This window comes from Nocardia sp. NPDC005745 (genome assembly GCF_040630775.1).
Taxonomy (GTDB): Bacteria; Actinomycetota; Actinomycetes; order Mycobacteriales; family Mycobacteriaceae; genus Nocardia.
Genome location: NZ_JBEXYF010000046.1, coordinates 1 through 23,529, shown reverse-complemented (window position 1 = coordinate 23,529; position 23,529 = coordinate 1). Strand labels below are relative to the sequence as shown.

Below are 23,529 nucleotides of genomic sequence, written 5' to 3'. Positions count from 1 at the left end.
GCCACCGCCCGCGCGGCAAAGCGCGATGTCAGACCGGTTCATCGGTGGCGAGCACGCCCGCGCCCACCAGCGTCGCACCCTCGGTGATCGCGGAGGGTTCCACCCGCAGGCCGTGCAGGAAATTCAGCCCGGCGTGCGCGTCCACCGCGGCGCGCAACGGATCCCACAGCGGCGCACCGGATTGCGCGAACCCGCCGCCGATCACCACCCGGTCGACGTCGAGCAGGGCGGCGGCCGAGGCGATCGCCGCGCCGAGCGCGGTGCCCGCCCGGTGCAGGGCGGCCACCGCGATCTCGTCACCCGCGTGCGCGTCCGCGGCCAGTCGCGCACCCGTGCCGCCGGACCAACCCTGCTCGCGCGCCCAGCGCACCGACGACATGCCGCCGGCGATCGCCTCGACGCAGCCGCGCCCGCCGCAACCGCAGGGTGTGTCCCAGCCGGGCACGACGATGTGCCCCACGTGGCCCGCGTTACCGGTGCGCCCGAGCAGCACCTTTCCGCCCGAAACGATCCCACCGCCGATCCCCGACGACACCGTCATGGCCAGCGCGTCGGGCACTCCGCGCAGCGCGCCGAGGCGGTGTTCGGCCAGCGCGAGACAGGCGCCGTCGATGGCGAAACGAATCCTGGCGGCCGGGAACAGCTCTCGCACGGCGGCGACCACCGGGAAGCCCGATTTCCACTCGGGAATGTTCAACGGACCGGTGACGCCGGCCCGCACGTCCACCGGACCGGCCGCACCGATCCCCACGGCGCTGACCGGTTCCGCCCCCGCCACCGCGAGCAGCAGTTCCCGACAGGCCTCCCATACATTCGCGTCCGGCACGTCCACCCGGCGTACTTCGCGCACCTCGGGACCGGGGCCCACCACTCCGGCCGCGAACTTGGTCGCGCCGATGTCCAGAGCGAGAATCGCCAACGCCGTGTCCCTTCGCCGAGCCGAGCCACCTGCGATTGTCACCCGGCCGGTGCCACGGCGGGCCGGATCCGGCGACCCGTCAGGGCTTGTCGGCGGAGTCGACCAGATGCTCGAAAGCGCGCAGGTTCTGCAACGATTCACCGCGCGAGACGCGCCACTTCCATTCCCGCCGAATCGATTCGGCGAAACCGAGTTCCAGCAGCACGTTGAAGTCGGCGTCGACGGCCTCGAGAATCTGCCCGAACACCCGGTCCAGTTCGTCAGGGGTGACGGCATGCGCGGACAGGCGGCCGACCAGATAGATGTCGCCGACCCGGTCGAGGGTGTAGGCGACGGCGTAGAGCCTGCGGTTGCGGCGCAGCAGGAACTTGTAGACGCCTTCGAAGTTCTCGTCCGGCTTGCGGCAGACGAACGCTTCGACCCGGACACCGTGCTTGCCCACCGTGAGCATCACCGTGGTCTTGAGTTTGCGCTCACCGGGCAGGACGACGACGAAGGTCTCCTCGCCCGGCCGGGTGTACTCGATCTCCCTGTCACGCAGCGTCTCGTCGATGAGCTGCGCGGTCGCCTGCACCTCGTTCACCGGCGTACTCCCATCCGGCGCCGCCACAGCGCCCGTGATCTGGCCTGGCTGGTCTCACCGAGCAGGGCCGCCGTCCGCTCCCCGGCCGGGCCGGTGCGGTCGGCGGAGTCCGAGTCGTACGCATCCTCCCGCACGACGCTGTGCGCCAGGCCGCGGCCGCCCAGCGCCGTCCGCTCCTCCCGGAAACCGGCCAGGGCCGCGGCGTAGCTGGCCAGCAGCCCGTCGGCGGTGTGCGCCCAGGAGAAGTTGGCCGCGTGCGCGACGGCCTGCTCGCTCATCCGGTGCAGGCGGTCGGGGTCGTCCAGCAGCAGGCCCAGCGCGTTCGCCCAGTCCGCGGTGCGGTGCCCGGGGACCAGCAGACCGGAGACATCGTGCCGCACGGCCGTGCCGAGACCACCGACGTCGGCGGCCAGCACCGGCGTGCCGCTGGCCTGCGCCTCGATGGCGACCAAGCCGAAGGACTCGTTGTAGCTCGGCACCGCGACCAGGTCGGCGGCGCGGTAGACCTGCACCAGCCGCTGCGGTGGCTGCGGGGGCAGGAAGCTGACCCGTGCGGCGATACCCAACTCGGCGGCCAGATCGATCAGCGCGTGCGGCCGCTCCAACCCGCTGCCGGAGGGACCGCCCACGATCAGCACGCGCAGCTTGCGCTCCGGGTCGGCGCGCAACACCTCGGCCGCGGCGCGCACCAGCACATCGGGCGCCTTCAACGGTTGGATCCGGCCGACGAACGCGACGATCCGCTCGTCGGCGGCCAGCCCCAGTTCGGCGCGGGCGGCCGCCTTGTCACCGGGGTGGTAGCGGCTCAGGTCGGCGCCGGGCGGTACGACGTCGATGCGCTCCGGGTCGGCGCCGTAGAGCCCGACCAGCTGGCGGGCCTCCTCGGCGGTGTTGGCGACCAGCCGATCGGATTCGGCGATCACCTGTTTCTCGCCGATCTCGCGGGTCACCGGTTCGGGACAGTCGCCTTCGGCCAGCGCGGAATTCTTCACCGCCGCCAGGGTGTGCGCGGTGTGCACCAGCGGCACCCGCCACCGGTCCCTGGCCAGCCAGCCGACCTGGCCGGACAGCCAGTAGTGCGAATGCACCAGGTCGTAGTAACCGGGCAGATGCCGGGCCTCTTGCCGCAGCACCTCCGCGGTGAAGGGGCACAGCTGGGTGGGCAGATCGTGCTTGTCCAGCCCCTCGAACGGGCCTGCCACCACGTTGCGCACCAGCACGCCGGGCGCGGCCTCCTGGACGGGCGGGACGTTGGACGACGTGGCCCGGGTGAAGATCTCCACCTCGGTGCCGCGCCGGGCCAGCTCGACGGCCGTCTGCAGGACATAGACGTTCATGCCGCCCGCGTCGCCGGTGCCCGGCTGCGCGAGTGGTGAGGTGTGCACCGATAACACGGCGATACGGTTCGGCCGTAGGCCCGGGCGCTGGCTCACACTATCCATAGTGCACGTTGCGTTCCCCGGCCCAGACACGCTATCCGCGGCAAGTGAGAGCTATCACAGGGCGGACGTGAATCCGATCACAGACTGTCGACGAACGCGCTCACCTCGGCGACGAAGCGGGAACGGTCCTCGATGAACAGCCCGTGCTGGGCCCCTTCCCAGAACGACGCGCGCGCGTCCGGGACGGCCTCTGCGATGTAGCGGCCGTTCTCGATCGGGACGACCTGGTCGGCCGTGCCGTGCAGGACGAGCACGGGAACGTCCAGCGTGCGCAGTGTCTCGGTGTTGTCGACGGTCCGATAGAACAGCGCTTTGCGCACCGCGGGCGGGGTGGCGAGGCTGGCACCGAACAGGCGCTGCGCGTCGGGCCCTTTGTCCGCGCCCGGTCCGGTGTTGGCGTTGCCGAACACACCGAAGGCACGCACGGCCCGCCCCGCGCTCTCCTCGAAGACGCCCGGTATGGCCTCGCCCATCATGCGGCCGGTGGCCGCGCCCGGCACACCGGGGCCGATGTTCGCCATCGAGCCGGTGTAGACGACACCGGCGACGGCGTCCGTGCCGTAGGCGGTCAAGTAGTCCGACAGCACGATCCCCCCGTAGGACCAGCCGAGCAGCACCGCGCCGGACGCGATGTCCTCGGCCGCCAGTACCGCCGCGAGGTCGGCCGCCCAGTTCTTCGGATCGTCGTAGCCCGTCGCGGGCGCGTCGGAGTAGCCGTGGCCGCGCAGGTCGACGGCGATCACCCGGAAGCGCGCGGCGAGGTCGTCGGCGGCACCACCCCAGCAGCGCAGATTCGCCGACCAGCCGTGCACCAGCAGCAAGGGGCGACCGTGCGCCGGACCACTCACCCGATAGACGATGTTCGTGCCGTCCGCGCTCACCACGTCCCGAATAGCCATGCCACCGAGGCTAACCGTCGTTCCGGTGACCGCGGACGATCGGGCAAACCTCGCGCACCTAGGATCTAACGGCATGAGCACTCGCAGCGCCGTCGTCACCGGAGCCAGCTCGGGCATCGGCGAGGCCACCGCCCGGGAGCTGGCGAAGCAGGGCTATCACGTCTACGTCGGTGCGCGCCGGGTCGATCGGCTGCGCCGCCTCGCCGAGGAGATCGGCGGCACCGCAGTGGAACTCGACGTCACCTCCGACGAGTCCGTGCGCGCGTTCGGCGAAGCGGTCGAACGCGTCGACCTGCTGGTCAACAACGCGGGCGGCGCCAAGGGCCTGGCGCCGGTGGCCGAGGCCGACCTGGACGATTGGCGCTGGATGTGGGAGACCAACGTGCTCGGCACGCTGCGTGTCACCAAAACCCTGCTGCCGAAACTGATCGCCTCCGGTGACGGATTGATCGTCACCATCACCTCGGTGGCCGCGTTCACCGCCTACGACAACGGTTCCGGTTACACCTCCGCCAAACACGCGCAGGCCGTGCTGCACCGCACCCTGCGCGGTGAGCTGCTCGGGCAGCCGGTACGCCTGACGGAGATCGCTCCCGGCGCGGTGGAAACCGAATTCTCGCTGGTGCGCTTCGATGGCGACGCCGAGCGGGCGGCAAAGGTATACGAGGGCATCGACCCGCTGGTCGCCCAGGACATCGCGGAGGTCGTCGGGTTCGTCGCGTCCCGGCCCGCGCACGTCAACCTGGACCAGATCATCATCAAGCCGCGTGACCAGGCCGACGCGGGGCGGTTCGCCCGCCGCACCTGAACATTCATAGCCGAATCGCATTACTCGTTCGGCAGCCTGGGCCGGGTCGCGGAATGCTCGATCTTCGCTGCGCGTTTCGAGCCGTTAGCATCCGAGGAGCCGTCAGTTCAAGGACATCGGATGGGAGTGGTTCGGCTCATGCTCAAGGGCTTCAAAGAGTTCGTGATGCGCGGGAACGTCATCGACCTCGCGGTCGCCGTCGTGATGGGCACCGCGTTCACCTCCGTGGTGACCTCGATGACGAAGGGCGTCGTCAATCCGCTGCTCGCGGTGTTCGGCAGCACCAACGCGCTGGGCCTCGGCGTTCAGCTGGTCCCATCCAAGCCCGCCACCTTCATCGCCGTCGGCCCGATCATCACGGCCACCATCGATTTCGTCATGGTCGCCGCGGTGCTGTACTTCGTGCTGATCCTGCCCATGAAGACGATCAAGAACCGCTTCGGCACTCCCAAGGTCGCCGAGCCATCCCAGATCGAGCTGCTGACCGAGATCCGCGACCTGCTCGCCGAGCGGCACGAAGCGGTCCGCGCGCAACAATCCGCCGACCGCAGAATCGAAGCGGAACACTCCGCCGACAGCGAGTTCGAAGAGCAGAACGTGAAGGCGCGCTAGCACCGGTCAGCGCGCTCCCGCGGGCTGCGGGGGCAGGGGCGTGGCGGAGACCACGGGTGACGGCGCGCCTTGCAACGCCGACATGGTCTTCCAGGTACTCCAGTCGATGGTCCAGTCGTAGAGGTCGCCGTCGGCGGCCGAGAGCGGGATCGGGGTTCCGGTCACCTCCACCGGATCGCCGTACAAAGCCGTGGGGAAATAGGCCTGGGCGTCGGCGGGCGACAGGTTGATGCACCCGTTGGTGACGTTCGCCGAGCCTTGCGCCGACAGCGATTCCGGGTTGGCGTGGATGAATTCGCCGTTGTTGGAGATGCGTACCGCCCAGCGTTCGCGAACGTTGGTGTAGTACGGCGGGTTCGACATCATGAAGTCTTCGTATTTCTCGGTGACCACGTGAACGCCGGAGCGGGTCACGTTGCGCGGTTCGTTGCCCTCGCCGTAACTGGCCGCGAGATCGAACACCGTCCGCCCCTCACGCACCACCTGGATGCGGTGGCTGGGAGCGCTCGCCTTGACGATCTGGCTGCGGCCGACGCGGAAATCCGTGGTCAGATCGGAATCGCCGTAGTTGCCCGCGCCCAGGTCCAGTCCGTAGAGCCGGGCCGAGACGTGCACGCTCGTCCCCGGGGTCCAGTAGTTCTTCGGACGCCAGTGCAGGCGTGAGCCGCCGTCGTCCGGGAACCAGGCCCACGCGCCCTCGGTGGGCGGGTCGGTGGTGATCGTGAGCGCCTTCTCCACCGCGGCCTTGTTCACGACCGAGGACTTGAACTGCAAGATGATCGGCGCCGCGATGCCGACCTCCTGGTTGTCACCGATGTTCAGGGTCGCGGGGACGGTGTTCTTGGGCGCGAGGGTGCGGAACGAGCCATCGATCGGGATCGGCTTGCCATCGGTGCCGACGGCGGTGCCCGACCAGGTGTAGGTGGCGTTGTAGCCGAGCGGCTCGGTGATGGTGTAGCCGCGCCGGTCCGGAGCGAGCTCACCGCGCACCTGCTTGCCGGCGGCGTTGGTCAGCGCGACCTGATCTATCGTGCCGTCGCTGATCGTCACCGAGACCGGGGCGGTCGGGTTGACGTCGGCGTCGTCGTCGGCGGGGGTCAACTTCACTTTGGCGATCGGGCCGGAGTCGCGACTCGACGGGCCGGAGTCACGGTCTATCGTGCAACCGGCCACCAGGGCGACGACCACCAGCAGGACGGCCGACGCCACGGCAACCGATCGGCGGATCATCGGACGGTGGTTCACTTCGTCGAATCTACGCGCGGCGCGCGGCCGGTCTCGTTTCCGCGGCGTGTGGTGTCGGCCTCAGCGCGTCAGAGCGTGACGCCCACGGTGACCGGCTCCGGCTCCAGCCGGATCCCGAAGCGCTCGGCGACGCCGTCGCGGACCGTCCGGGCCAGCGCCACCAGATCGGCGGCACCGGCGGCGCCGCGATTGGTCAGCGCCAGTGTGTGTTTCGTCGACAGCCGAGCGGGCGCTCCGGCGCCGGGGAAGCCCTTGGCGAAACCCGCGCGCTCGATCAGCCAGCCCGCCGAGAACTTGACCCCGTCCGGCGCCGGGTAGGTCGGCACGGCGACATCGCCCAGGTGCGCGGCGATCGCGGCACGCACCTGCGCCACCCGCTCCTGCGCGACGACCGGGTTGGTGAAAAACGAGCCCGCACTCCAGGTGTCGTGGTCGGTGGGATCGAGCACCATGCCTTTGCCCGCGCGCAACCGCAGCACCGCGTCCCGGACCTGTGCCGCGGGCCGGGACTCCCCGTCCCCCGCGCCCAGCACCGAAGCCAGTTCGCCGTAACGCAGCGGCACGCTGGAACCGTCCGGGCGCAGCGCGAACTCGACCGCGAGCACGACGGCGTCGTCACGGTGCTTGAGCACGCTGGTGCGATAACCGAAGCCGAGTTCGCCGGGCTCCACCCAGCGGATCTCCCCGCTCGCGCGATCCAGCAGGCGCACCCGGCGCAGCAGGCCCGCCACCTCCGCGCCGTAGGCGCCCACGTTCTGCACGGGCGTCGCGCCCGCCGAACCGGGAATGCCGGACAGGCACTCCAGTCCCCCGAGACCGGCGTCGACCGTCGCACGCACCACGGCGTCCCAGTTCGCGCCCGCCTCGGCGACCACACCGCCGTCGCCGATCTCGACGCCGGTGGTGGCGACCCGGACCACCACGCCGTCGAAGCCGTCGTCGCTGATGAGCAGATTGGAGCCACCCGCGAGCAGCAGGACCGGGACGCCCGCCGCGTCCAGCGCGCGCACCGTCGCGACCAGGGCCTCGGTCGTCGCGCATTCGGCGACCAGGGCGGGGCCGCCGACCCGCAGTGTGGTCAGCTCCGCCAGCCGCACGTCGGCGCGCAGCCGCGCACCGGTACCGGCGAGGAGGTCCGACGGCACAACTCGTGAAGTTCGCACGATGCTAAACGGTAGCGTGCATGCAAATGGCTACACGCTGGTGTATTCCTCTCGCGGCGGATCGGATAGCACCATTCGGACAGCACGAGCGCAATCCGATAGCACGAACGCAACCCGCTAGCAGGCGCGCCGATGGCCACACGGGCGTCGTTCGGCCCGCGAGCGAATCGGACAACACCACTCGTGTGGCTCCAGCGCTGCACGGTAGCGTGTGCACCCATGGCTACACCGCTGGCGTACACGGCCCGCTACTCTAATCCGCCCGCCGCGGTGCGCGCGGCGTTCGCGAACGATCAGTACTGGAAGGATCGCGTCGCGGCGGTCGGCGGCCCCAATGCCCGGCTGGATTCGGTCACTGTCAGTGGTGATCAGGTGCGCGTCGAGATGGTGCAGGCCATCGCCGCCGAACAGCTGCCCGCCGCGGTCACCGCGGTGCGTCCCGGCGATCTGATCATCCCGCGCGTCGAAGACTGGACCGGCGATCGGGCCGACTTCGAAGCCCGCGTCGAGGGCGCGCCCGCCGAGGTGCGCGGCACCGTCACGCTGGCCGCCGACGGCTCCGGCGCCGTCGCCACGGTCGAGGGCACCATCGAGGTGAAGATCCCGCTGTTCGGCAGCAAGATCGAGAAGGCGATCGCGGAGCATCTCACCGAGCTGCTGAAGAACGAGGCGGAATTCACCGGCCGCTGGCTCGCGGAGCACTGATCCACCCGGGGAATGCGGACTTTGTTCGACGTCACACCCTGCGGCCCCCGCGTTCGTGGCAGGTCCGCACTCCACCCGCCCGCCGAGGTCGGCGGCGCCGCACCCAGTAACGTGTGAGCCCATGGCACGCCGATTGGACTACTCCGCCCGCTATCCGCTGCACACCACAAAAGAGCTGTACGCGGCGCTGTCGAACCGCGATTACTGGGACGCGCGGATGCAGGAGATGAGGAAGTACTCGCCCGGCAACGAGGTGGTCCGGCTGGAGGCGGGCGACGGCGGGATCGACGTCGAACTGCACCACATCCTGCCCCGCGAGATGTTGCCGGAGATCGCCCAGACGGTGATCCGCAAGGACATGGTGATCACCCGCAAGGAGACCTACAGCCCGTTCGCCCCGGACGAGGTCACCGGCAAGTACTCGGCGGCCATCCCCGCCGGCCCCGGCAGCCTCGGCGGCGCCATCCGCCTTTTTCCCACCGATACCGGTTGCACCATGCGCTTCTCCTCGGAGGCGAAGGTGTTCATCCCGATGGTCGGGCCGCGCCTGGAGCAGCTGATGCTGGTGAACCTGGTCGACCTGTTCCGCGGCGAGGCCGAGTTCACGGTCAAGTGGCTGGAAGAACAGCACCCCACTCGCTGACCAGACCGGTCGGCAACATCACCCGTGGCACCACCGCCGTCAACCGCCTCCGTCGCAGCGACCGCCGGCTGATCAACGACGACCTCGTCGCCGACCGGCTGGCCTGCGCACCCGATCCGCTGGTGGTCGACCTCGGGTACGGCGCGAGCCCGTGGACCACCTTCGAGCTGGCGGCGCGCCTGCGCACGATCCGCGCCGACGTGCGCGTGGTGGGGCTCGAGATCGACCCGCAGCGCGTGGTGCCCGGTCGCGACGGTGTCACCTTCGCACGCGGCGGCTTCGAATTGGCGGGGCTGCGACCGGTCCTCGTTCGCGCCTTCAATGTGCTGCGGCAGTATCCGGAATCGGCGGTCCCGGACGCGTGGTCGACCATCCTGGCGGGGCTGGCGCCGGGCGGACTGCTGGTCGACGGCACCTGCGACGAATTGGGCAGGCGCTGCGCGTGGATCCTGCTCGACCGGGACGGGCCGCGCTCGCTCACGCTGGCCTGGGATCCGTTCACCGTCGAGCGGCCCTCCGACCTCGCCGAACGCCTGCCCAAGGCGCTGATCCACCGCAATGTCCCCGGGGAACCCATCCACGCGCTGCTCGCGGCAGCCGATCGCGCGTGGGCCCACGCCGCGCCGATGGCGCCTTTCGGTCCTCGTGTCCGCTGGCGTGCGGCTGCCCAGGCCTTGCGCGCGGAAGGCTTCCCGATCCGCCCCTACCGCCGACGCCTGCGCGACAATGTGCTCTCGGTGCCGTGGTCGGCCGTCGCGCCGCTCGATCCGAGCTAGCCGGAGTTTCGTCACGCTACGGCTAGCGCCTGGTACACCCGTCTCGCTGCGCGCGGCGAGAGGCGCGCTCCCGCGTCGGTGATCTCGCGGCCCGCGCAGCGGTCGATGGCGACCGCGTCGGCGACCACCTCGTTCAACGCCGCCTGCCCGATATCGCCCTCGGCCAGGTCCAGCACCGTGCGCACCGGCGTCGTCACCAGGAACGGGCCCGCCGATTCCACATCGGCGCCGGCCAGCGACCGGCGCACGACCGCCAGCCGCGGCGTCACCGGTGGACGTCCCGCGCGCACGGACAGGTGCAGGAACCGCGGGCCGAGGCTGCCGAGCCCGTGCAGCTCCGCCGCACTCTGATGGGAGACCACCGCGGCGCCGTCGAACCAGGCAGCCCACATCGCGTATTCGTCGAGCGGACCTTCCGGCCACCCGGCCAACCGCAGCATGCCGATTCCTGCCCTGGTCACCGAACCGTCGCCGAGGGCTGCCCGCACTCGCGCCCCGCACCCCGTGCGCAGTACCTGCCGAGTCGTGAAGAAACCGGCGTGCCGACCGGCCCAGCGGCGCAGAACACGCCATCCTTGTTCCGCGGATCCGATCGCGCGGCTTGCCACATCGCCAGCCATGGGCATCAGGCTACGCTCGGTTTTTGTGCTGCATGTCACATTCGAACCCCTCACTGCCTCCTCAGAGACGGCACAGAAAGGTCGGGAAGAATTTTCGCCATGAGTACGAACACAACCTCCACCAAGACGATCAACCGGCGAGCCCTGCTGATCGCCCTGACCGTGGTAGCTGTTCTGCTCGCCACGATCCTGGTCGGCGGCGAGGCCTACGCCAGGCACACGGTGTCGAAGTGCATCAGTTCGCAGTTCGAGAAGGAGATGGGATCGAAGATCGACGTCGGCTTCGGCCCCAAGCCGATGCTGATCACCTGGATCGACGGCAAGGTGCCCTCGGTGCGGGTGAACAGCGACGACACCAAGTTCGGTCCCGCCGTCGGGATGGTGGTGCACGCCGTCTTCCGGGACGTCGACCTCGCCGACCACGGTGGCGGCGAGATCGGCAGCTCCTCGGCCGATGTCACGTGGAGCAACGAGGGGATCAAGGAGACCCTCGGCAGCATGGTCAGTGACGTGAGCTCCTCGGCGAGTACCGGCCTGCTCACCCTGTCGGTGCTCGGCGGCCTCGCCCAACTCCAACTGAAGCCCCAGATCGTGAACGGGACGGTGCAGGTGGAGACGATGTCGGCGGAGCTGCTCGGCATGGGCCTGCCCGCCGACCTGGTGCAGAGCATCGTCGACCTGTTCACCCAGAGCCTGCAGAGCTACCCGCTCGGCATGGCGGCGACCGAACTGCAGGTCACCGACTCCGGCGTCGCGGTCCACCTGTCGGGTGGACGCACCCAGCTCGAGCCCGCGGGCGACAGCTCCGACATGCGCTGCTGAACGGCCCGCCACAACGTCTTCGGGCATTGTGGAGGCACACGGGGAACCGGATATCCGCGAAGGCTTTTCGGCTGCCGATCAGGGCGCGAAGCCGTCGAGCACCTCGCGGGATCTCGACAGCCCGAGCCGGGTCGCGCCCGCCGCGATCAGCTCCGCGGCCGCCTCGGCGGTCCGGATCCCGCCGCTGGCCTTGACGCCGAGCCGACCGCCGACCGTATCGGCCATCAACCGCACGGCGTGGACGCTCGCGCCACCGGCGGGATGAAAACCCGTGGAGGTCTTCACGAAATCGGCTCCCGCGCGCTCGGCGACCCGGCACACCTGCACGATCGCTTCGTCCGGCAGGGCGGCGGATTCGATGATCACTTTCAACAGTGCCCGATCGCCCACCGCTTCGCGCACCGTGACGATGTCGGCGAGCACCGCCGTGTAATCCCCCGCGCGGGCCGCGCCGACATCGATGACCATGTCGACCTCGGCCGCGCCCTGGTCCACCGCGAGCCGCGCCTCGGCGCCCTTCACCAGCGAATGATGCTTCCCCGACGGGAATCCGGCGACCGTCGCGACCACCAGTCCGGGCGCGCGCACCGGCAACATGGACGGCGACACACAGATCGCGAGCACGCCCAATGCCCGAGCGTCCTCGATCAACACGTCGACCTCGGCGGGCGTCGCCTCCGGGGCCAGCAGCGTGTGATCGATCATGGCGGCCACTTCGGCCCTGGTCAGCGACGCGGAACTTGCCATGGGGTGAGAGTCTGGCACACCGGAGGCGAATTCCGTTGCGCGCCTGGCGGCACTTCCCGCACACTCGTAGCTGATGGCGCATCGGAGAACGTTTCGCCACGGTCGACTGACTAACGTGTGCGGATGGGCCCTACTTCGTTCGGGAGGAGACGACCGTGCTGATCCGTCGCGAACGCGCCGACGACACCGCTGCGATCGCTGCGGTGCACCGCAGCGCATTCGCACCGCGCTATGCCGATGCCGGCGATACCGATGGCGCCGCCGTGCCCGGTAAGAGCGCCGATCCGCCCGAGGTGAACCTGATCACACGGTTGCGCAGCGACGAGGGCTGGATCCCGACGCTCTCCCTGGTGGCGATCGAGCACGACAGCGTGGTCGGTCACCTGTGCCTGACCAGAGCCGCCGTCGGCCCGTTCCCCGTGCTGGCGCTCGGCCCGATCGGTGTGCTCGCCGATCATCAAGGCTCCGGGGTCGGTTCGGCCCTCATGCACGCGGCGCTCGGTGCCGCCGACGCCCTCGACGAACCCCTGATCGGCCTGCTCGGCAGCCTGGAGTTCTACCCGCGCTTCGGTTTCGTCCCCGCCGCCCGTCTCGGCATCACCCCGGACGACCCGGCCTGGATCAGCCACTTCCAGGTCCGCTCCCTGTCGGCCTACGACTCCCAGATAGCAGGCGAATTCCACTACGCGGAGCCGTTTTACAACCTCTGACTGCGACATTGGGTCACCGAGCCGAGACGACCAGCGCCAGGAATGCACGGTGTCGGCCGGGTGGTCCTGCCCTGAGCCGAGCAGGGCATATAACGGGCACTAAACCCACGGGTTGATGACAGGTACTCCGGCAGCCTGGAAGGGCGCGGTATCGCGAGTAGCCACGGTCATGTTCGCGGCGCCCGCCGTCGCGGCGATATAGCCGTCGGCGGTGCCGATCGCGGCCCCGGCGGCGCGGGCGGTGGCCATGAGTTCGGCGTACGCGGTGGATGCGGCCAGGTCGAAAGCGAGAACTCGCCCCGCGAACAGAGGCAATACCCGAGTCTCGAGCCTGTCGCGCAGGACTTCTCGTCGCCTACCCTCTGGCATCGCGGCAACGCCGAACCGCAGTTCGGCCACGGTGACCGCGGACAGGTACAAGGTGCGTAAAGGCTGAGCATCGATCCAGGCGACTACACGAGGGTCCGGCGCCTTGCGCAGTGGTTCGGAAAGGACGTTGGTGTCCAGAAGGATCACTCGAACTCCCAGGGAATGACCGGGCGGCGGTCGCGCGTCGTCAGCGCATCGAACTCGTCATCGGTGAGTTCGATCTCGCGACCGATCTCCGCCAGCAACGTACCGAGTTCGACTTGCGCGGCCGGGGTAACGGCTTCGATGAGGATCGCGCGGACCTCGGCCTCGGTGCTGCGGCCGTGCTGTGCCGCGCGGACACGCAGCGCCTCGCGTACCTCGTCGGGTAGATCCCGGACGGTCAGTCTCGCCATGTCCACTCACCCACTCCGTGCCAGCAATAGCGCCATTGCCTTCATTGCCTTCAATCGTAGAGCAGATCGACCTGCTCGGGACCCTCGCCGCCTTCCGAAGGTCAGGCGAAGGCGCGGCGAATCCCACCTGGTGCACCTGCGAGGATGAACGCATGAGTACCGCTCCACCCGTCCTGGACGACCGCCGCTACGTGCTGACGCTCGGCTGCCCGGATCGTCCGGGCATCATCGCCGGGATCACGTCGTTCATCGCCGAGTTCGGCGGCTCGATCGTGGAGGCGGGGTACCACTCCGACGTGGAGACGGGCTGGTTCTTCACTCGCCAGGCGATCAAGGCGGCGACGGTGCCGTTCGGGATCGAGGAACTGCGCGACCGGTTCGCCGGAGTGGCGGCCGACCTGGGTCCGCAGACCGAATGGCAATTGCTGGACTCCCGCGCCCGCCGCCGCGCGGTGCTGCTGGTCAGCAAGGACGGCCACTGCCTGCACGATCTGCTCGGGCGCGCCGCCAGCGGCGAACTGCCCGCCACCATCGAGGCGGTGATCGGCAACCACCCGGATCTCGCGGCGATGACCGAGGCGCACGGGGTGAAGTTCCATCACGTGCCGTTCCCCAGGGACCCTGCCGAGCGCGGTCCGGCGTTCGAGGAGGTCCGTGCCCTGGTGGACGCGCACAACCCGCACGCGGTGGTGCTGGCGCGGTTCATGCAGGTGCTGCCCGCCGAGCTGTGCGAGCACTGGGCGGGCAAGGCCATCAACATCCATCACAGCTTCTTGCCGTCGTTCGTCGGCGCTCGCCCCTACCACCAGGCGTTCGCCCGCGGCGTGAAGCTGATCGGCGCCACCTGTCACTACGTGACCGCGGAACTGGACGCGGGCCCGATCATCGAGCAGGACGTCATCCGCATCGATCACGCGGACGAAGTGCGCGACATGGTCCGCCAGGGCCGCGACATCGAGCGGGTGGTCCTGGCGCGCGGGCTGCGCTGGCATCTGGAGGGACGCGTGCTGGTGCACGGCCGCCGGACGGTCGTCTTCTCCTGACGGGGCGAACGCCGCCCCGGCGCGTCAGCCCGCGAGGTCGGCGCGGGCGCGCTCGCCCACCTCGGCGAGCAGGCGCCCGAGTTCCTCGTTGAACCGCTCGTAGGCCTCGACATTGCCGAGATGGCCGGTCGGCAGCATCTGGTAACGCACGAGGCTGCCGGTCTCCCGCAGCAGCTCGACGATCCGCTCGGAGTGCACCGGTGGCGTCATGTCGTCGAATTGTCCGGAGAGCACCGTCGTGGGGACCACGAGATTGCGCGCCGACTCCCCCACATCCATCGTGGCGAGCAGGAAACCGAACCTGGAACGCACCCGGGCCGGGCAGGACCGCACGATGGCCATGCTGAAGTCCAGCAGCTCGCCTTCGGCCGCGGTGCTGAGGATCTGGCGCGCGAACAGCCAGCGCACCGGCGCGATGGGCGGGAAGACCATCGGGGCGCCGAGCCCCAGCCTGCCGAACAGGAACGGCAGCGGCACCTTCAATTGCAGCATCCGCCACGGCCGGTTCAGCAGCGGCACCACCGTGGTCTCCAGGATCAGCCGATCGGCCGCGGTATTGGTCAGCAGCACCGCCCGCGCCTGGCGCGCGACCCGCTCGGGGTGACGTCCCGCCCAGGCCTGCAGCGTCATGCCGCCGAGACTGTGCCCCACCAGGACGGCACGCTGTCCGGGCGCGAGCGCGGCGTCGAGCACCGCGGCCAGGTCGTCGGCCAGCAGGTCCATGCTCAACTCGCTCGACCCGTATTCACTCTCGCCGTGGCCGCGCTGGTCGTAAGCGATCACTCGGTACTCGCCCGCGAACGCGTTGATCTGCGGATTCCAGTATTCGAGGCAGCAGGTCCACCCGTGCACGAGCACGATGACCGGCTTGTCCGGCGAACCGTAGGCGTGTACGCGCAGCCGGGCTCCGTCCCTGGCGCGGACCGGGATCACCTCGTGGGGCACGGTCGGCGGGTTGAACGCCGCGATCCGGTAGGTACGGGAACGCAAGTCGGCGCTGTGCGCGTCGCGCAAGCTCCGGAGCAGCCCCGGGAAGCTCGTCAACGCGGTCGGCAGCATGGCACGCATCGGACACTCCTTTGTGTTACTGCTAGATACAGTAACCCCGATTCGCACCGCTTGCTAGTGCAAGCACCCTTACCTGTCGGCGATCTCCGCCCTCACCAGCGTGGACCCCGCTGCACTTCGTCGACCTTGGGCCGCACGTCGGCCAAGTAGACGCCGGTGGCGATGATCGCCGCGAAGGAAAGCAGGCCCAGACCCGCGGGCGAGAGGAGGAGCACGAGCACGGCCGCCCCGAGAATCGCCAGCCAGATGGGCTTGGTCAGCTTGTCCACCGCGGTGAACGCGTCCGGACGCTGACGAACGGCGTGGATCAGCGCGAAAATCGTCGCACCGAGCGCCGCCAGCCACAACACCAGCAGGATCATCCCGGTCAATCCGTGCACCATATTCACCCCACCCATCATAGAAGCAACGCCCCCGCGCACCAGGGGTGCGCGGGGGCGTCGGACAGTGTCGGCTGCGGGCGGTCAGTCCTTCTTGGGAGCGGCCTTCTTCGCCGGAGCCTTCTTGGCCGCCGCGGCGGGGGTGGTCGCCTTCTTGGCCGGAGCCTTCTTCGGCGCACCGTTCGTCACCGGAGCCGGGGTGGCCTCGGTGGTCACCTCGACGACCTCGGCCTCGACGACCGGCGCGGGCTCGGCCACCGGCGCGGCCTCGGTCTCCTCGACCTTGGCCGGGCGGCCGAGCAGCCCGTTGACGCGCCCGAACACATCCTCGGCGCGGCTCACCGCGTCGCCGTAGATGGTCTCGACCTTGCCGATCCGCTCCTCGACCAAGTGGTTGGCGCGCAGCCGCTCGATGGCCTCCTCACCGCGGACAGCGAGGTCGGCGTAGAGGTCCAGCGCCTGCCGGTAGTACTTCTCGGCCAGCGTGCGCAGCTCCTCGGCGGTGAACTTCTCGCGCAGCTCGGCGAGGTCCTCCGGCAGCTCCGACGGCAGCCCGGACAGCCGCTCGCGCAGCGACTCGAACTGCGCCTGGACGTCGGCGGGGACGGTGGCGAAGCGCTCGCGCGCCTCCTCGACCCGGGTCTGCACGTCGGTGGTGACCGCGCGTTCGCGCACCTGCGCGACCACGTCGTTGACGGCGGCGTAGAGGGCGTCACCCGCACCGACGGTGGCGAGCAAGGGCTTGGTGACGGTGGCGTTCTTCTCGGTCATGATGTTTCGTTCTCCTGGCGTGGCGGAGTGTCGGTTGTCGTGCGCGGAACGTCGCTGTCCCATACGTCCCCCCCTGCCTCGTTTCCTCCGTTTTCCCGGCGAAACGATTCATAGATGTCCAGCAGCACCTGCTTCTGCCGCTCACTGATGGATGTGTCGGCGAGCAGGGCATCCCGGACCGGACTGTGCGGCCGCTGCTCGAGATAGCCGGCCCGTACATACAAGACCTCCGAGGAGACCCGCAGCGCTTTCGCGATCTGCGTGAGCACCTCGGCGGACGGATTGCGCAGTCCGCGCTCGATCTGGCTGAGGTACGGATTGCTCACCCCCGCCAGCTGGGCGAGCTGACGCAGCGAGACTTGCGCGGCTTCTCGCTGCGCCCTGATGAAGCCTCCGATGTCGTGCGCCGCATTGACGACGCGTCCCCCTCGTTCGCCGACGCCGGACGAGTGCTCGTCCGATCTGTCGGTGTACTCGGCGGAAACCTCGGGCTGGTCTGCCATCACTCACCTTCTGGCGGTTGTACGAGTTCGATTCTAGGACAGGGTGCTAGCTATTGCAAGCAGTCTGCTAGCAGTGTTCGGGCAAATAGTCCGCGTGCCGCGGCTCAACCGCCGAACATCAAATGGGAAATCGTGTAGATCGCCAGTCCGGCAAGCGAACCGACGACGGTTCCGTTGATGCGGATGAATTGCAGATCCCGGCCGACCTGCAATTCGATCTTCTTGCTCGCCTCTTCGGCATCCCACCTGGCAACCGTGTCGGTGACCAGGGTGCTGATCTCACCGGCATAGTTTTCCACCAAGTAGCGCGCGCCGCGGTCGATCCAGCCGTCCACGTTGGCGCGCATGTCCGCGTCGTCGCGCAATCGCTCGCCGAGCTGCTGCACGTTCTCGGCGACCTTGCGCCGCAGCGTGCTGCGCGGATCGTCGGCGGACTCCAGGATCAGCCGCTTCGCCGCGCGCCAGGTGGCCGAGGCGAGTCCGGTGATCTCTTCCCTGCCCATGATCTGCGCCTTGATGCGCTCCGCCTTCTTGATCATGGCGTCGTCGTTCTGCAGGTCCTCGGCGAATTCCTCCAGGAACCGATTCGCGGCCAGGCGGACTTCGTGCTCCGGATCGGAGCGGATCTTCCAGGTGAACTCGACCAGTTCCCGGTAGATCCGTTCGGAAAGCAGGATGTTGACGAATTTCGGCGCCCATTGCGGCGCGTCCCGCAGCACGATCCGATCGATCGTCTCCTGCGAGCCCAGCGCCCATTGGTGCGCGCGCTCGGCGAGCAGATCCAGCAGCGCCAACTGCCGGTTGTCGGCGAGCAGTTCCGCGAGCACACGCCCGATCGGCGGACCCCACAGCGGCTCGGCGATCCGCTTGACGATGGTGTTGTCGATGACCTGCTCCACGTCCTCGTCGCGCAGCACGCCGACGACGGCCCGTAGGATCGTCGAACTCTCCTGCGCCACGCGAGCGGCATGACCGGGATCGGCCATCCAGCGCCCGACCCGCCAGGAGACCTGTGCCGAGTTCACCTTCGCCGACACCACCTCCGGCGCCAGGAAGTTCGTGCCGACGAAGCTACCGAGGCTGGCGCCGAGCTGGTCTTTCTTGCGCCGGATGATCGCGGTGTGCGGAATCGGCAGGCCGAGTGGATGACGGAACAGGGCGGTCACCGCGAACCAGTCCGCCAGCGCGCCGACCATGCCCGCCTCCGACGCGGCCCGCAGGTAGCCGACCCAGTCGCCACCCGCCCCCCGCGATTCGGTCCAGCGGCAGAACAGATAGATCGCGGTGGCCAGGGCGAGCAGGCCGGCCGCGAACGCCTTCATCCGCCAGAGGTCACGACGCTTGGCCGCCTCGTCGAGTACGGCGGCTAAGCCGAAGGGCGCGGCGGCAGGCCCGGCGGGGGCATCCGCCACCGCGGTGTTGCCGGGAGCTTTCTCCATGCCTCCCATTCTGCTGTGCGCGGCGAAGTGGGCGAGCGGGCGAGCGCGATGTGGACACGCCGGACGCGCCCGAAGCTGTGGTTCCTACCGCATCCGGGCTCAAAAGCGCATATCACGGGTAGCGGGGACCTAAGCTGGTAGCCACCGAGCCCATACGAACGAGGGAGCCCACGCTGTCCACCGAAGACCTTGTCGATATCGGCGAGCGACCGTCGGCGGTGCGCGGCGGCCGGATGGACGGCCGCAAGCGCCGGTGGCGGCAACACAAGATCGACCGCCGCGAGGAACTCGTCGACGGAACCCTCGCCGCGGTGCGCGCCCGCGGCAGCAACGCGGGCATGGACGAGATCGCCGCGGAGATCGGCGTCTCCAAGACCGTGCTCTACCGCTACTTCTCCGACAAGAACGACTTGGTCCACGCGACCATGCAGCGGTTCATCGAGACCACGCTGATGCCGCGGGTGTACGGCGCGATCAGCCTGGACGCCGACGAATACCAGCTGGTGCGCTCGGCGCTCGCCGAATACGTCGGGACGGTGGACGAGGACCCGGAGGTCTACCGGTTCATCATGGGCAACGGCTCGGCCGACCAGTCCTCGCTCGCCGAGTTCGAGAAGCTGTTCGCCGAGGTGGTGTGCGCCGTCATCACCGAGCGCGCCCAGGATCGGGGCGTGGCGACCGAGGGCGCCGCGCTGGCGTCGTACGTGCTGGTCGGCGGCATTCAGCTGGCGACGCACTGGTGGACCACCAACAAGTCGCTGTCCCGCGAGGACGTGATCGACTACCTCACCATGCTGGCCTGGAGCGCCATCGAGGGCATGGCCCGCTCGGGCGGCTCGCCCGCGACCTTCAACGCGCAGCAGCACGTGCTGCCCACTCCCGAGGCGCCCGCGCAGGACTGACTCGGGCCGTCGGCCCAGGTGCTAGCTGGACCGCTTGCTGAAGTTCACCGGCACTGTCGACTTTGCCGGAACCTTGGCTAGTCTGAACCCGAGCGGTGCGCCGAGTGCGCTGCGTCACCGCCGGCGCCGTACTCGACGGCGGTCCGCGCGGGACACGACGGCCCGCACGCTGCCGCCTGCGCGTCCGTCGCTCCGACCGCGGCACCAATGGAGGTACCTCGATGGCGAAGCAAGTACCGACCTCTCGGCTTGCTCGTGGCACCAAGCTGGGTGCGGTGGCAGCCAGTTCGGTGCTTCGCACCCAGCGCACGCGGTTGACCATGCGGGGCAGATCCGAGGCCGTCCGGGCGAAGATGGCCGAGGAATCCATGATCCGCACCACCGAGCAGGTGGTCATGGTGCTGGGCACCATGAAGGGCGTCGCGATGAAGCTCGGCCAGATGATGTCGGTGCTCGATCTGGACCTGGTTCCCGAGGACCACCGGGAGCGGTTCCAGAAACGCCTGGCCGTGCTGCGCAACGCGGCCCCGACGGTGTCCTTCGCGGCCATGCGCCAAGTGATCGAGGACGATTTCGGCAAGCCGCTGGACGCCGTCTTCGCCGAGTTCGACGCCGAGCCCGTCGCCGCCGCCTCGATCGGCCAGGTGTACCGGGCACGACTACACGACGGCCGCCAGGTCGCGGTGAAGGTGCAGTACCCGGGCATCGACGCCGCGGTGCGCGCGGACCTGAAGAATCTCGCCATGTTCCGGCGCGTACTACAGTCCGCGATGCCGTGGGTGACGCCCGCGGTGCTGGACGAGCTGCGGCTGAACATGGAGGCCGAACTCGACTACCGGGCCGAGGCGGCCACCCAGTCGCAGATCGCCGAGCTCTACGCCGAGCACCCGTTCGTCATCGTGCCGCGCTCGCTGCCGGAGTTCTCCACCACACGGGTCCTGATCACCGAGTACGTCCCTGGCAAGGGTTTCGACGAGATCCGGCAGCTGCCCCAGGCGGAGCGCGACCGGATCGGCGAGATCATCTACCGGTTCTACATGGGGTCGCTGTTCACCTTCAACGAGTTCTGCGGCGACCCGCATCCGGGCAATGTGCTGCTGGCCGCCGACGGACGGGTCGGATTCCTGGATTTCGGGCTGTTCAACCGGATGGATCCCGAGCACGTGCAGTTCGAGCTGGTCTGTCTGCGCGCCGCCGCCGAAGACCGCGCGGAAGATCTGCGCGAGTTGATGATCCGGCGCGGCGTCATCGATTCACCGGAGGAGATCGGCGCCGAGGAGTGCCTGGAATACGTGCTCGCCGCGTCGGAATGGTGTCTGGTCGACGAGGAACTGACCATCACCCCTGAGCTGGCCAGCGGCGCCTTCCTGCTCGCGGTGGACCCGAGGGCCAGCGAGTTCACCGGGATGAAGCAACAGAACCTGCCGCCGGAACATCTCTTCTCCCGCCGCGCCGACTTCCTCACCTTCGGCATGCTCGGCCAGCTCGGCTGCACCGCGAACTGGCATCGCATCGCCCGGGAATGGCTCTACGACGAACCACCGGCCACCGAACTCGGCCGCGCCCATCACGCCTGGCTCGACGGCCGTCCGCAGGCAGCGCCGCAACGGCCGCGCAAGAAGACCACGAAGTAGCCGCCGAACGGCGACACGACCGCAGAACGGAAGACCCATGGCAGACACTCGGGAATACGACCTAGTCCTTTTCGGCGCCACCGGTTTCGTCGGCAAGCTGACCGCGGAGTACCTCACCGGGGCCGCCCCGGAATCCGCGCGGATCGCGCTGGCGGGCCGGTCGCTGGACAAGCTGACCGCCGTGCGCGACAACCTCGGCCCGAAGGCCGCGAGCTGGGGCCTGGTGGTGGCCGACTCGAAAGACCAGGCCGCACTGGACGAGCTGGCGGCACGCACCAAGGTCGTGGTCACGACGGTCGGCCCGTACCTGCGCTACGGGTTGCCGCTGGTGGCGGCGTGCGCCAAGGCGGGCACCCATTACGCCGACCTCACCGGTGAGCCGCTGTTCATCCGCGAAGCCATCGACGCCTATCACGAACAGGCCGTCGCCACGGGTGCGAAAATCGTCAATTCATGCGGCTACGACTCGATTCCGTCCGATCTGAGCGTCTACCAGCTCTACCGCCGCACGGTCGAGGACAACACCGGCGAGCTCGTCGACACCACGCTGGTGGCTTCGCTCAAGGGCGGCGTCAGCGGCGGCACCATCGATTCCGGCCGGGCCATGATGGAGGCGGTCGCCGCCGATCCGGCCAAGGGCAAGGTTCTCTCGCACCCGTACTCGCTGAGCCCGGACAAGTCGATGGATCCCGACGTCGGTCGCCAGTCCGATCAGGCGCTGTCCCGGGCGAGTGCCGTCGACCCGAGCCTGGACGGGTGGGTGAGCACGTTCGTCATGGCCGCGCACAACACCAAGGTCGTGCGGCGCACCAACGGGCTGCTCGGCTGGGTGTACGGCAAGAACTTCCGCTACCGCGAAGTGATGAGCGCGGGAAGGTCGCGGATGGCGCCGCTGGTCGCGGCGGGCATGGCGGGCGGCATCGTGGCGGGCCTGACCGCGGGCGCGCTGCTGTCGCGGGCTGCGGCGGGCCGCAAGCTGCTGGACCGCGTGCTGCCCAAGCCCGGCACCGGGCCGGACGAGAAGGCGCGCAAGAGTGGCTGGTTCACCATGATGACGTTCGCGCACACCACCTCGGGCGCGAAGTACGTGGCCACCTTCTCCGGCACCGGCGATCCCGGCTACCAGGCCACCGCGGTGCTGCTCGGCCAGAGCGGCCTGTGCCTGACGTTCGACACCGACAACCAACCCGAGCTCGCGGGCATCCTCACACCCGCCGCCGCGATGGGCGACGCGCTCACCGAGCGGCTGCGCGCGGCGGGCATGACCATCACCGTGGACCGCGCCTGAGAGACGCACACCGGTGAACCTGGCACGAAAAACGATGAATGCCCCCGCGCTCGCGGCGGTGTACGAGCGAGCCTGGCGGCCGACGCTGTTCTATCTCGCCAGCGGGCGGACGACCGCGGCGGACCGGCGTGACGCGGTCGCCACCCTGCGGCTCGGCGGCGCGCAGAAGATGCTCGACATCGCCTGCGGGCCGGGCAATTTCACCCGATATCTGAGCGATTCGCTGTCCGGCGACGGCTACGCGATCGGCTTGGACTACTCCGAGCCGATGCTGGCGCGCGCCGTCGCCGACAACGCCGGACCGCGCGTCGGATATCTGCGCGGCGACGCGCGCACACTCCCGTTCGCGGACGGCACCTTCGACGCGGTCTGCTGTTTCGGCGCGCTCTACCTCATTCCCGACCCGCTCGTCGCCGCCCGCGAGATGATTCGCGTCCTCGCCCCCGGTGGCCGCATCGCGATCACCACCAGCCATCGGGCCGCCAACCCCATCGGCGAGGTGAGCCGCGTGGTCGGCGGTTTGAGCGGTCTGCGGGTATTCGGCACGCGCACTTTCCCGACCCTCTTCGCCGAACAGGGCTTGGTGGAGATCGACCAGCGGGTCCATCGCCTCCTCCAGTACGTCAGCGCGACGAAACCCGCTCAGCCGCCGGAGAAAGCGTTCGGTGGGCATGGGCTCGATCACCGGTGACCGTCCGGATCACGAACTCGAGTTTGTCCACGGTCTGAACGGCGTCGTCCTCGCTCGCGCCGACCGCGAACCGGCCACGGCCCCGGTGGGCAGCCCTCTCCCGAGTTCGCGGGCGGCCAGCGCGTCGGCGAAGCGCACGGCTTCCGCCGCCAACTGCGCTTGCCGCCGGGAAGTAGTGGTAGGTGGAGCCAGTGGGGGATCACCTCCGGCTCCCCGGATCACGCAGATAATCCAATCGCTCTTTCAACCGCTGCCGACCGCGAGCGCACCTGCTTTTGATCGTTCCCTCCGGCACACCCAGCAAAGCGGCCGCCTCGGCCACGCTATACCCCTCCACATCCACCGCGACCAA

General features: G+C 69.1%; 28 protein-coding genes. 12 read left to right on the top strand and 16 right to left on the bottom strand.

The window, feature by feature from the left end; genetic code table 11:
* Positions 1–28: 28 nt before the first annotated feature.
* The 4 genes from ABZ420_RS32685 to ABZ420_RS32670 all read right to left on the bottom strand — a co-directional run bounded on the left by ABZ420_RS32685 (position 29) and on the right by ABZ420_RS32670 (position 3,843).
* Positions 29–919 carry an ROK family protein gene (locus ABZ420_RS32685; protein WP_357131080.1) on the bottom strand — a complete coding sequence of 297 codons (891 nt, stop codon included), beginning with the start codon at positions 917–919 and terminating at the stop codon, positions 29–31.
* 79 nt (positions 920–998) lie between these two features.
* Positions 999–1,493 (bottom strand): YbjN domain-containing protein, encoded by a 495-nt coding sequence (locus tag ABZ420_RS32680; protein ID WP_062968379.1) that lies wholly within the window; start codon positions 1,491–1,493, stop codon positions 999–1,001.
* 5 nt (positions 1,494–1,498) lie between these two features.
* Positions 1,499–2,944, bottom strand: a complete 1,446-nt coding sequence (mshA, locus tag ABZ420_RS32675; protein ID WP_357131077.1) for a D-inositol-3-phosphate glycosyltransferase — start codon at positions 2,942–2,944, stop codon at positions 1,499–1,501.
* A gap of 77 nt (positions 2,945–3,021) precedes the next feature.
* Positions 3,022–3,843 (bottom strand): alpha/beta hydrolase, encoded by an 822-nt coding sequence (locus ABZ420_RS32670; protein ID WP_357131074.1) that lies wholly within the window; start codon positions 3,841–3,843, stop codon positions 3,022–3,024.
* Positions 3,844–3,916: 73 nt separating this feature from the next.
* Between ABZ420_RS32670 and ABZ420_RS32665 the strand changes: the two genes are divergently transcribed.
* Positions 3,917–4,651, top strand: coding sequence for an SDR family NAD(P)-dependent oxidoreductase (locus tag ABZ420_RS32665; RefSeq protein WP_357131071.1), 735 nt, complete (start codon positions 3,917–3,919; stop codon positions 4,649–4,651).
* Positions 4,652–4,771: 120 nt separating this feature from the next.
* Positions 4,772–5,263, top strand: coding sequence for a large conductance mechanosensitive channel protein MscL (gene mscL, locus ABZ420_RS32660; RefSeq protein WP_357131068.1), 492 nt, complete (start codon positions 4,772–4,774; stop codon positions 5,261–5,263).
* Between the two features lie 6 nt (positions 5,264–5,269).
* On the opposite strand, the gene ABZ420_RS32655 is transcribed toward mscL, so the two are convergent.
* Both ABZ420_RS32655 and ABZ420_RS32650 read right to left on the bottom strand, forming a co-directional pair.
* The gene (locus ABZ420_RS32655; protein ID WP_357131131.1) at positions 5,270–6,493 is read right to left on the bottom strand and encodes an Ig-like domain-containing protein; all 1,224 of its coding nucleotides are present in this window, start codon (positions 6,491–6,493) and stop codon (positions 5,270–5,272) included.
* A gap of 83 nt (positions 6,494–6,576) precedes the next feature.
* A complete protein-coding gene (locus ABZ420_RS32650; protein ID WP_357131128.1) occupies positions 6,577–7,674 on the bottom strand; it encodes a UDP-N-acetylmuramate dehydrogenase in 1,098 nt (365 codons plus the stop codon).
* 216 nt (positions 7,675–7,890) lie between these two features.
* Here ABZ420_RS32650 and ABZ420_RS32645 point away from each other — a divergent pair, with 216 nt between their 5' ends.
* The 3 genes from ABZ420_RS32645 to ABZ420_RS32635 all read left to right on the top strand — a co-directional run bounded on the left by ABZ420_RS32645 (position 7,891) and on the right by ABZ420_RS32635 (position 9,795).
* A complete protein-coding gene (locus ABZ420_RS32645) occupies positions 7,891–8,376 on the top strand; it encodes a DUF2505 domain-containing protein (RefSeq protein WP_357131065.1) in 486 nt (161 codons plus the stop codon).
* 121 nt (positions 8,377–8,497) lie between these two features.
* Positions 8,498–9,019, top strand: a complete 522-nt coding sequence (locus tag ABZ420_RS32640) for a DUF2505 domain-containing protein (protein ID WP_040870417.1) — start codon at positions 8,498–8,500, stop codon at positions 9,017–9,019.
* Complete coding sequence (locus tag ABZ420_RS32635) at positions 8,989–9,795, top strand: class I SAM-dependent methyltransferase (protein ID WP_357131062.1); 807 nt, start codon at positions 8,989–8,991, stop codon at positions 9,793–9,795. Before ABZ420_RS32640 ends, ABZ420_RS32635 begins: the two co-directional genes overlap by 31 nt.
* 11 nt (positions 9,796–9,806) lie before the next feature.
* Here the strand turns inward: ABZ420_RS32635 and ABZ420_RS32630 are convergent, their stop codons facing one another.
* Positions 9,807–10,415: a hypothetical protein gene (locus tag ABZ420_RS32630; protein ID WP_357131059.1), complete on the bottom strand. Its 609-nt coding sequence runs from the start codon at positions 10,413–10,415 to the stop codon at positions 9,807–9,809.
* A gap of 99 nt (positions 10,416–10,514) precedes the next feature.
* Between ABZ420_RS32630 and ABZ420_RS32625 the strand changes: the two genes are divergently transcribed.
* Entirely contained in the window at positions 10,515–11,237 is a 723-nt protein-coding gene (locus tag ABZ420_RS32625; RefSeq protein ID WP_084498684.1) for a DUF2993 domain-containing protein, read from the top strand.
* A 78-nt stretch (positions 11,238–11,315) separates the two neighbouring features.
* Here the strand turns inward: ABZ420_RS32625 and deoC are convergent, their stop codons facing one another.
* Entirely contained in the window at positions 11,316–11,984 is a 669-nt protein-coding gene (gene deoC, locus ABZ420_RS32620) for a deoxyribose-phosphate aldolase (RefSeq protein WP_357131055.1), read from the bottom strand.
* 155 nt (positions 11,985–12,139) lie between these two features.
* Between deoC and ABZ420_RS32615 the strand changes: the two genes are divergently transcribed.
* Complete coding sequence (locus ABZ420_RS32615) at positions 12,140–12,694, top strand: N-acetyltransferase (protein WP_357131052.1); 555 nt, start codon at positions 12,140–12,142, stop codon at positions 12,692–12,694.
* Positions 12,695–12,793: 99 nt separating this feature from the next.
* Here the strand turns inward: ABZ420_RS32615 and ABZ420_RS32610 are convergent, their stop codons facing one another.
* Together ABZ420_RS32610 and ABZ420_RS32605 are read right to left on the bottom strand one after the other, a co-directional pair.
* Positions 12,794–13,210, bottom strand: a complete 417-nt coding sequence (locus ABZ420_RS32610; protein ID WP_357131051.1) for a type II toxin-antitoxin system VapC family toxin — start codon at positions 13,208–13,210, stop codon at positions 12,794–12,796.
* Complete coding sequence (locus ABZ420_RS32605; RefSeq protein ID WP_357034546.1) at positions 13,207–13,458, bottom strand: Arc family DNA-binding protein; 252 nt, start codon at positions 13,456–13,458, stop codon at positions 13,207–13,209. The genes ABZ420_RS32610 and ABZ420_RS32605 overlap by 4 nt, the downstream gene beginning before the upstream one ends.
* A 152-nt stretch (positions 13,459–13,610) precedes the next feature.
* Here ABZ420_RS32605 and purU point away from each other — a divergent pair, with 152 nt between their 5' ends.
* On the top strand, positions 13,611–14,501 hold the full coding sequence (purU, locus tag ABZ420_RS32600; protein ID WP_357131048.1) for a formyltetrahydrofolate deformylase: 891 nt from the start codon (positions 13,611–13,613) through the stop codon (positions 14,499–14,501).
* A 24-nt stretch (positions 14,502–14,525) separates the two neighbouring features.
* Here purU and ABZ420_RS32595 read toward each other — a convergent pair whose 3' ends face one another.
* The 5 genes from ABZ420_RS32595 to ABZ420_RS32575 form a co-directional block, all read right to left on the bottom strand.
* Positions 14,526–15,569 (bottom strand): alpha/beta hydrolase, encoded by a 1,044-nt coding sequence (locus ABZ420_RS32595; protein ID WP_357131045.1) that lies wholly within the window; start codon positions 15,567–15,569, stop codon positions 14,526–14,528.
* Positions 15,570–15,661: 92 nt separating this feature from the next.
* Positions 15,662–15,967 (bottom strand): DUF2516 family protein, encoded by a 306-nt coding sequence (locus ABZ420_RS32590; protein ID WP_039802199.1) that lies wholly within the window; start codon positions 15,965–15,967, stop codon positions 15,662–15,664.
* Between the two features lie 66 nt (positions 15,968–16,033).
* Positions 16,034–16,720 (bottom strand): heparin-binding hemagglutinin, encoded by a 687-nt coding sequence (locus ABZ420_RS32585; protein ID WP_357131042.1) that lies wholly within the window; start codon positions 16,718–16,720, stop codon positions 16,034–16,036.
* Positions 16,717–17,223 (bottom strand): helix-turn-helix transcriptional regulator, encoded by a 507-nt coding sequence (locus ABZ420_RS32580; protein ID WP_357034552.1) that lies wholly within the window; start codon positions 17,221–17,223, stop codon positions 16,717–16,719. Before ABZ420_RS32580 ends, ABZ420_RS32585 begins: the two co-directional genes overlap by 4 nt.
* 104 nt (positions 17,224–17,327) lie before the next feature.
* Positions 17,328–18,662 (bottom strand): DUF445 family protein, encoded by a 1,335-nt coding sequence (locus ABZ420_RS32575; RefSeq protein ID WP_357131040.1) that lies wholly within the window; start codon positions 18,660–18,662, stop codon positions 17,328–17,330.
* A gap of 233 nt (positions 18,663–18,895) precedes the next feature.
* Between ABZ420_RS32575 and ABZ420_RS32570 the strand changes: the two genes are divergently transcribed.
* From ABZ420_RS32570 to ABZ420_RS32555, 4 genes are all read left to right on the top strand, one after another.
* Positions 18,896–19,564 (top strand): TetR/AcrR family transcriptional regulator, encoded by a 669-nt coding sequence (locus tag ABZ420_RS32570; protein ID WP_357131037.1) that lies wholly within the window; start codon positions 18,896–18,898, stop codon positions 19,562–19,564.
* Between the two features lie 221 nt (positions 19,565–19,785).
* A complete protein-coding gene (locus ABZ420_RS32565) occupies positions 19,786–21,198 on the top strand; it encodes an AarF/ABC1/UbiB kinase family protein (RefSeq protein WP_357131034.1) in 1,413 nt (470 codons plus the stop codon).
* Positions 21,199–21,235: 37 nt separating this feature from the next.
* On the top strand, positions 21,236–22,486 hold the full coding sequence (locus ABZ420_RS32560) for a saccharopine dehydrogenase NADP-binding domain-containing protein (protein ID WP_357131031.1): 1,251 nt from the start codon (positions 21,236–21,238) through the stop codon (positions 22,484–22,486).
* Between the two features lie 34 nt (positions 22,487–22,520).
* On the top strand, positions 22,521–23,177 hold the full coding sequence (locus tag ABZ420_RS32555) for a class I SAM-dependent methyltransferase (protein ID WP_357131028.1): 657 nt from the start codon (positions 22,521–22,523) through the stop codon (positions 23,175–23,177).
* A gap of 199 nt (positions 23,178–23,376) precedes the next feature.
* Here ABZ420_RS32555 and ABZ420_RS32550 read toward each other — a convergent pair.
* A partial coding sequence (locus ABZ420_RS32550) for a sigma factor-like helix-turn-helix DNA-binding protein (RefSeq protein ID WP_357131125.1) occupies positions 23,377–23,529 on the bottom strand: 153 nt, incomplete at its 5' end.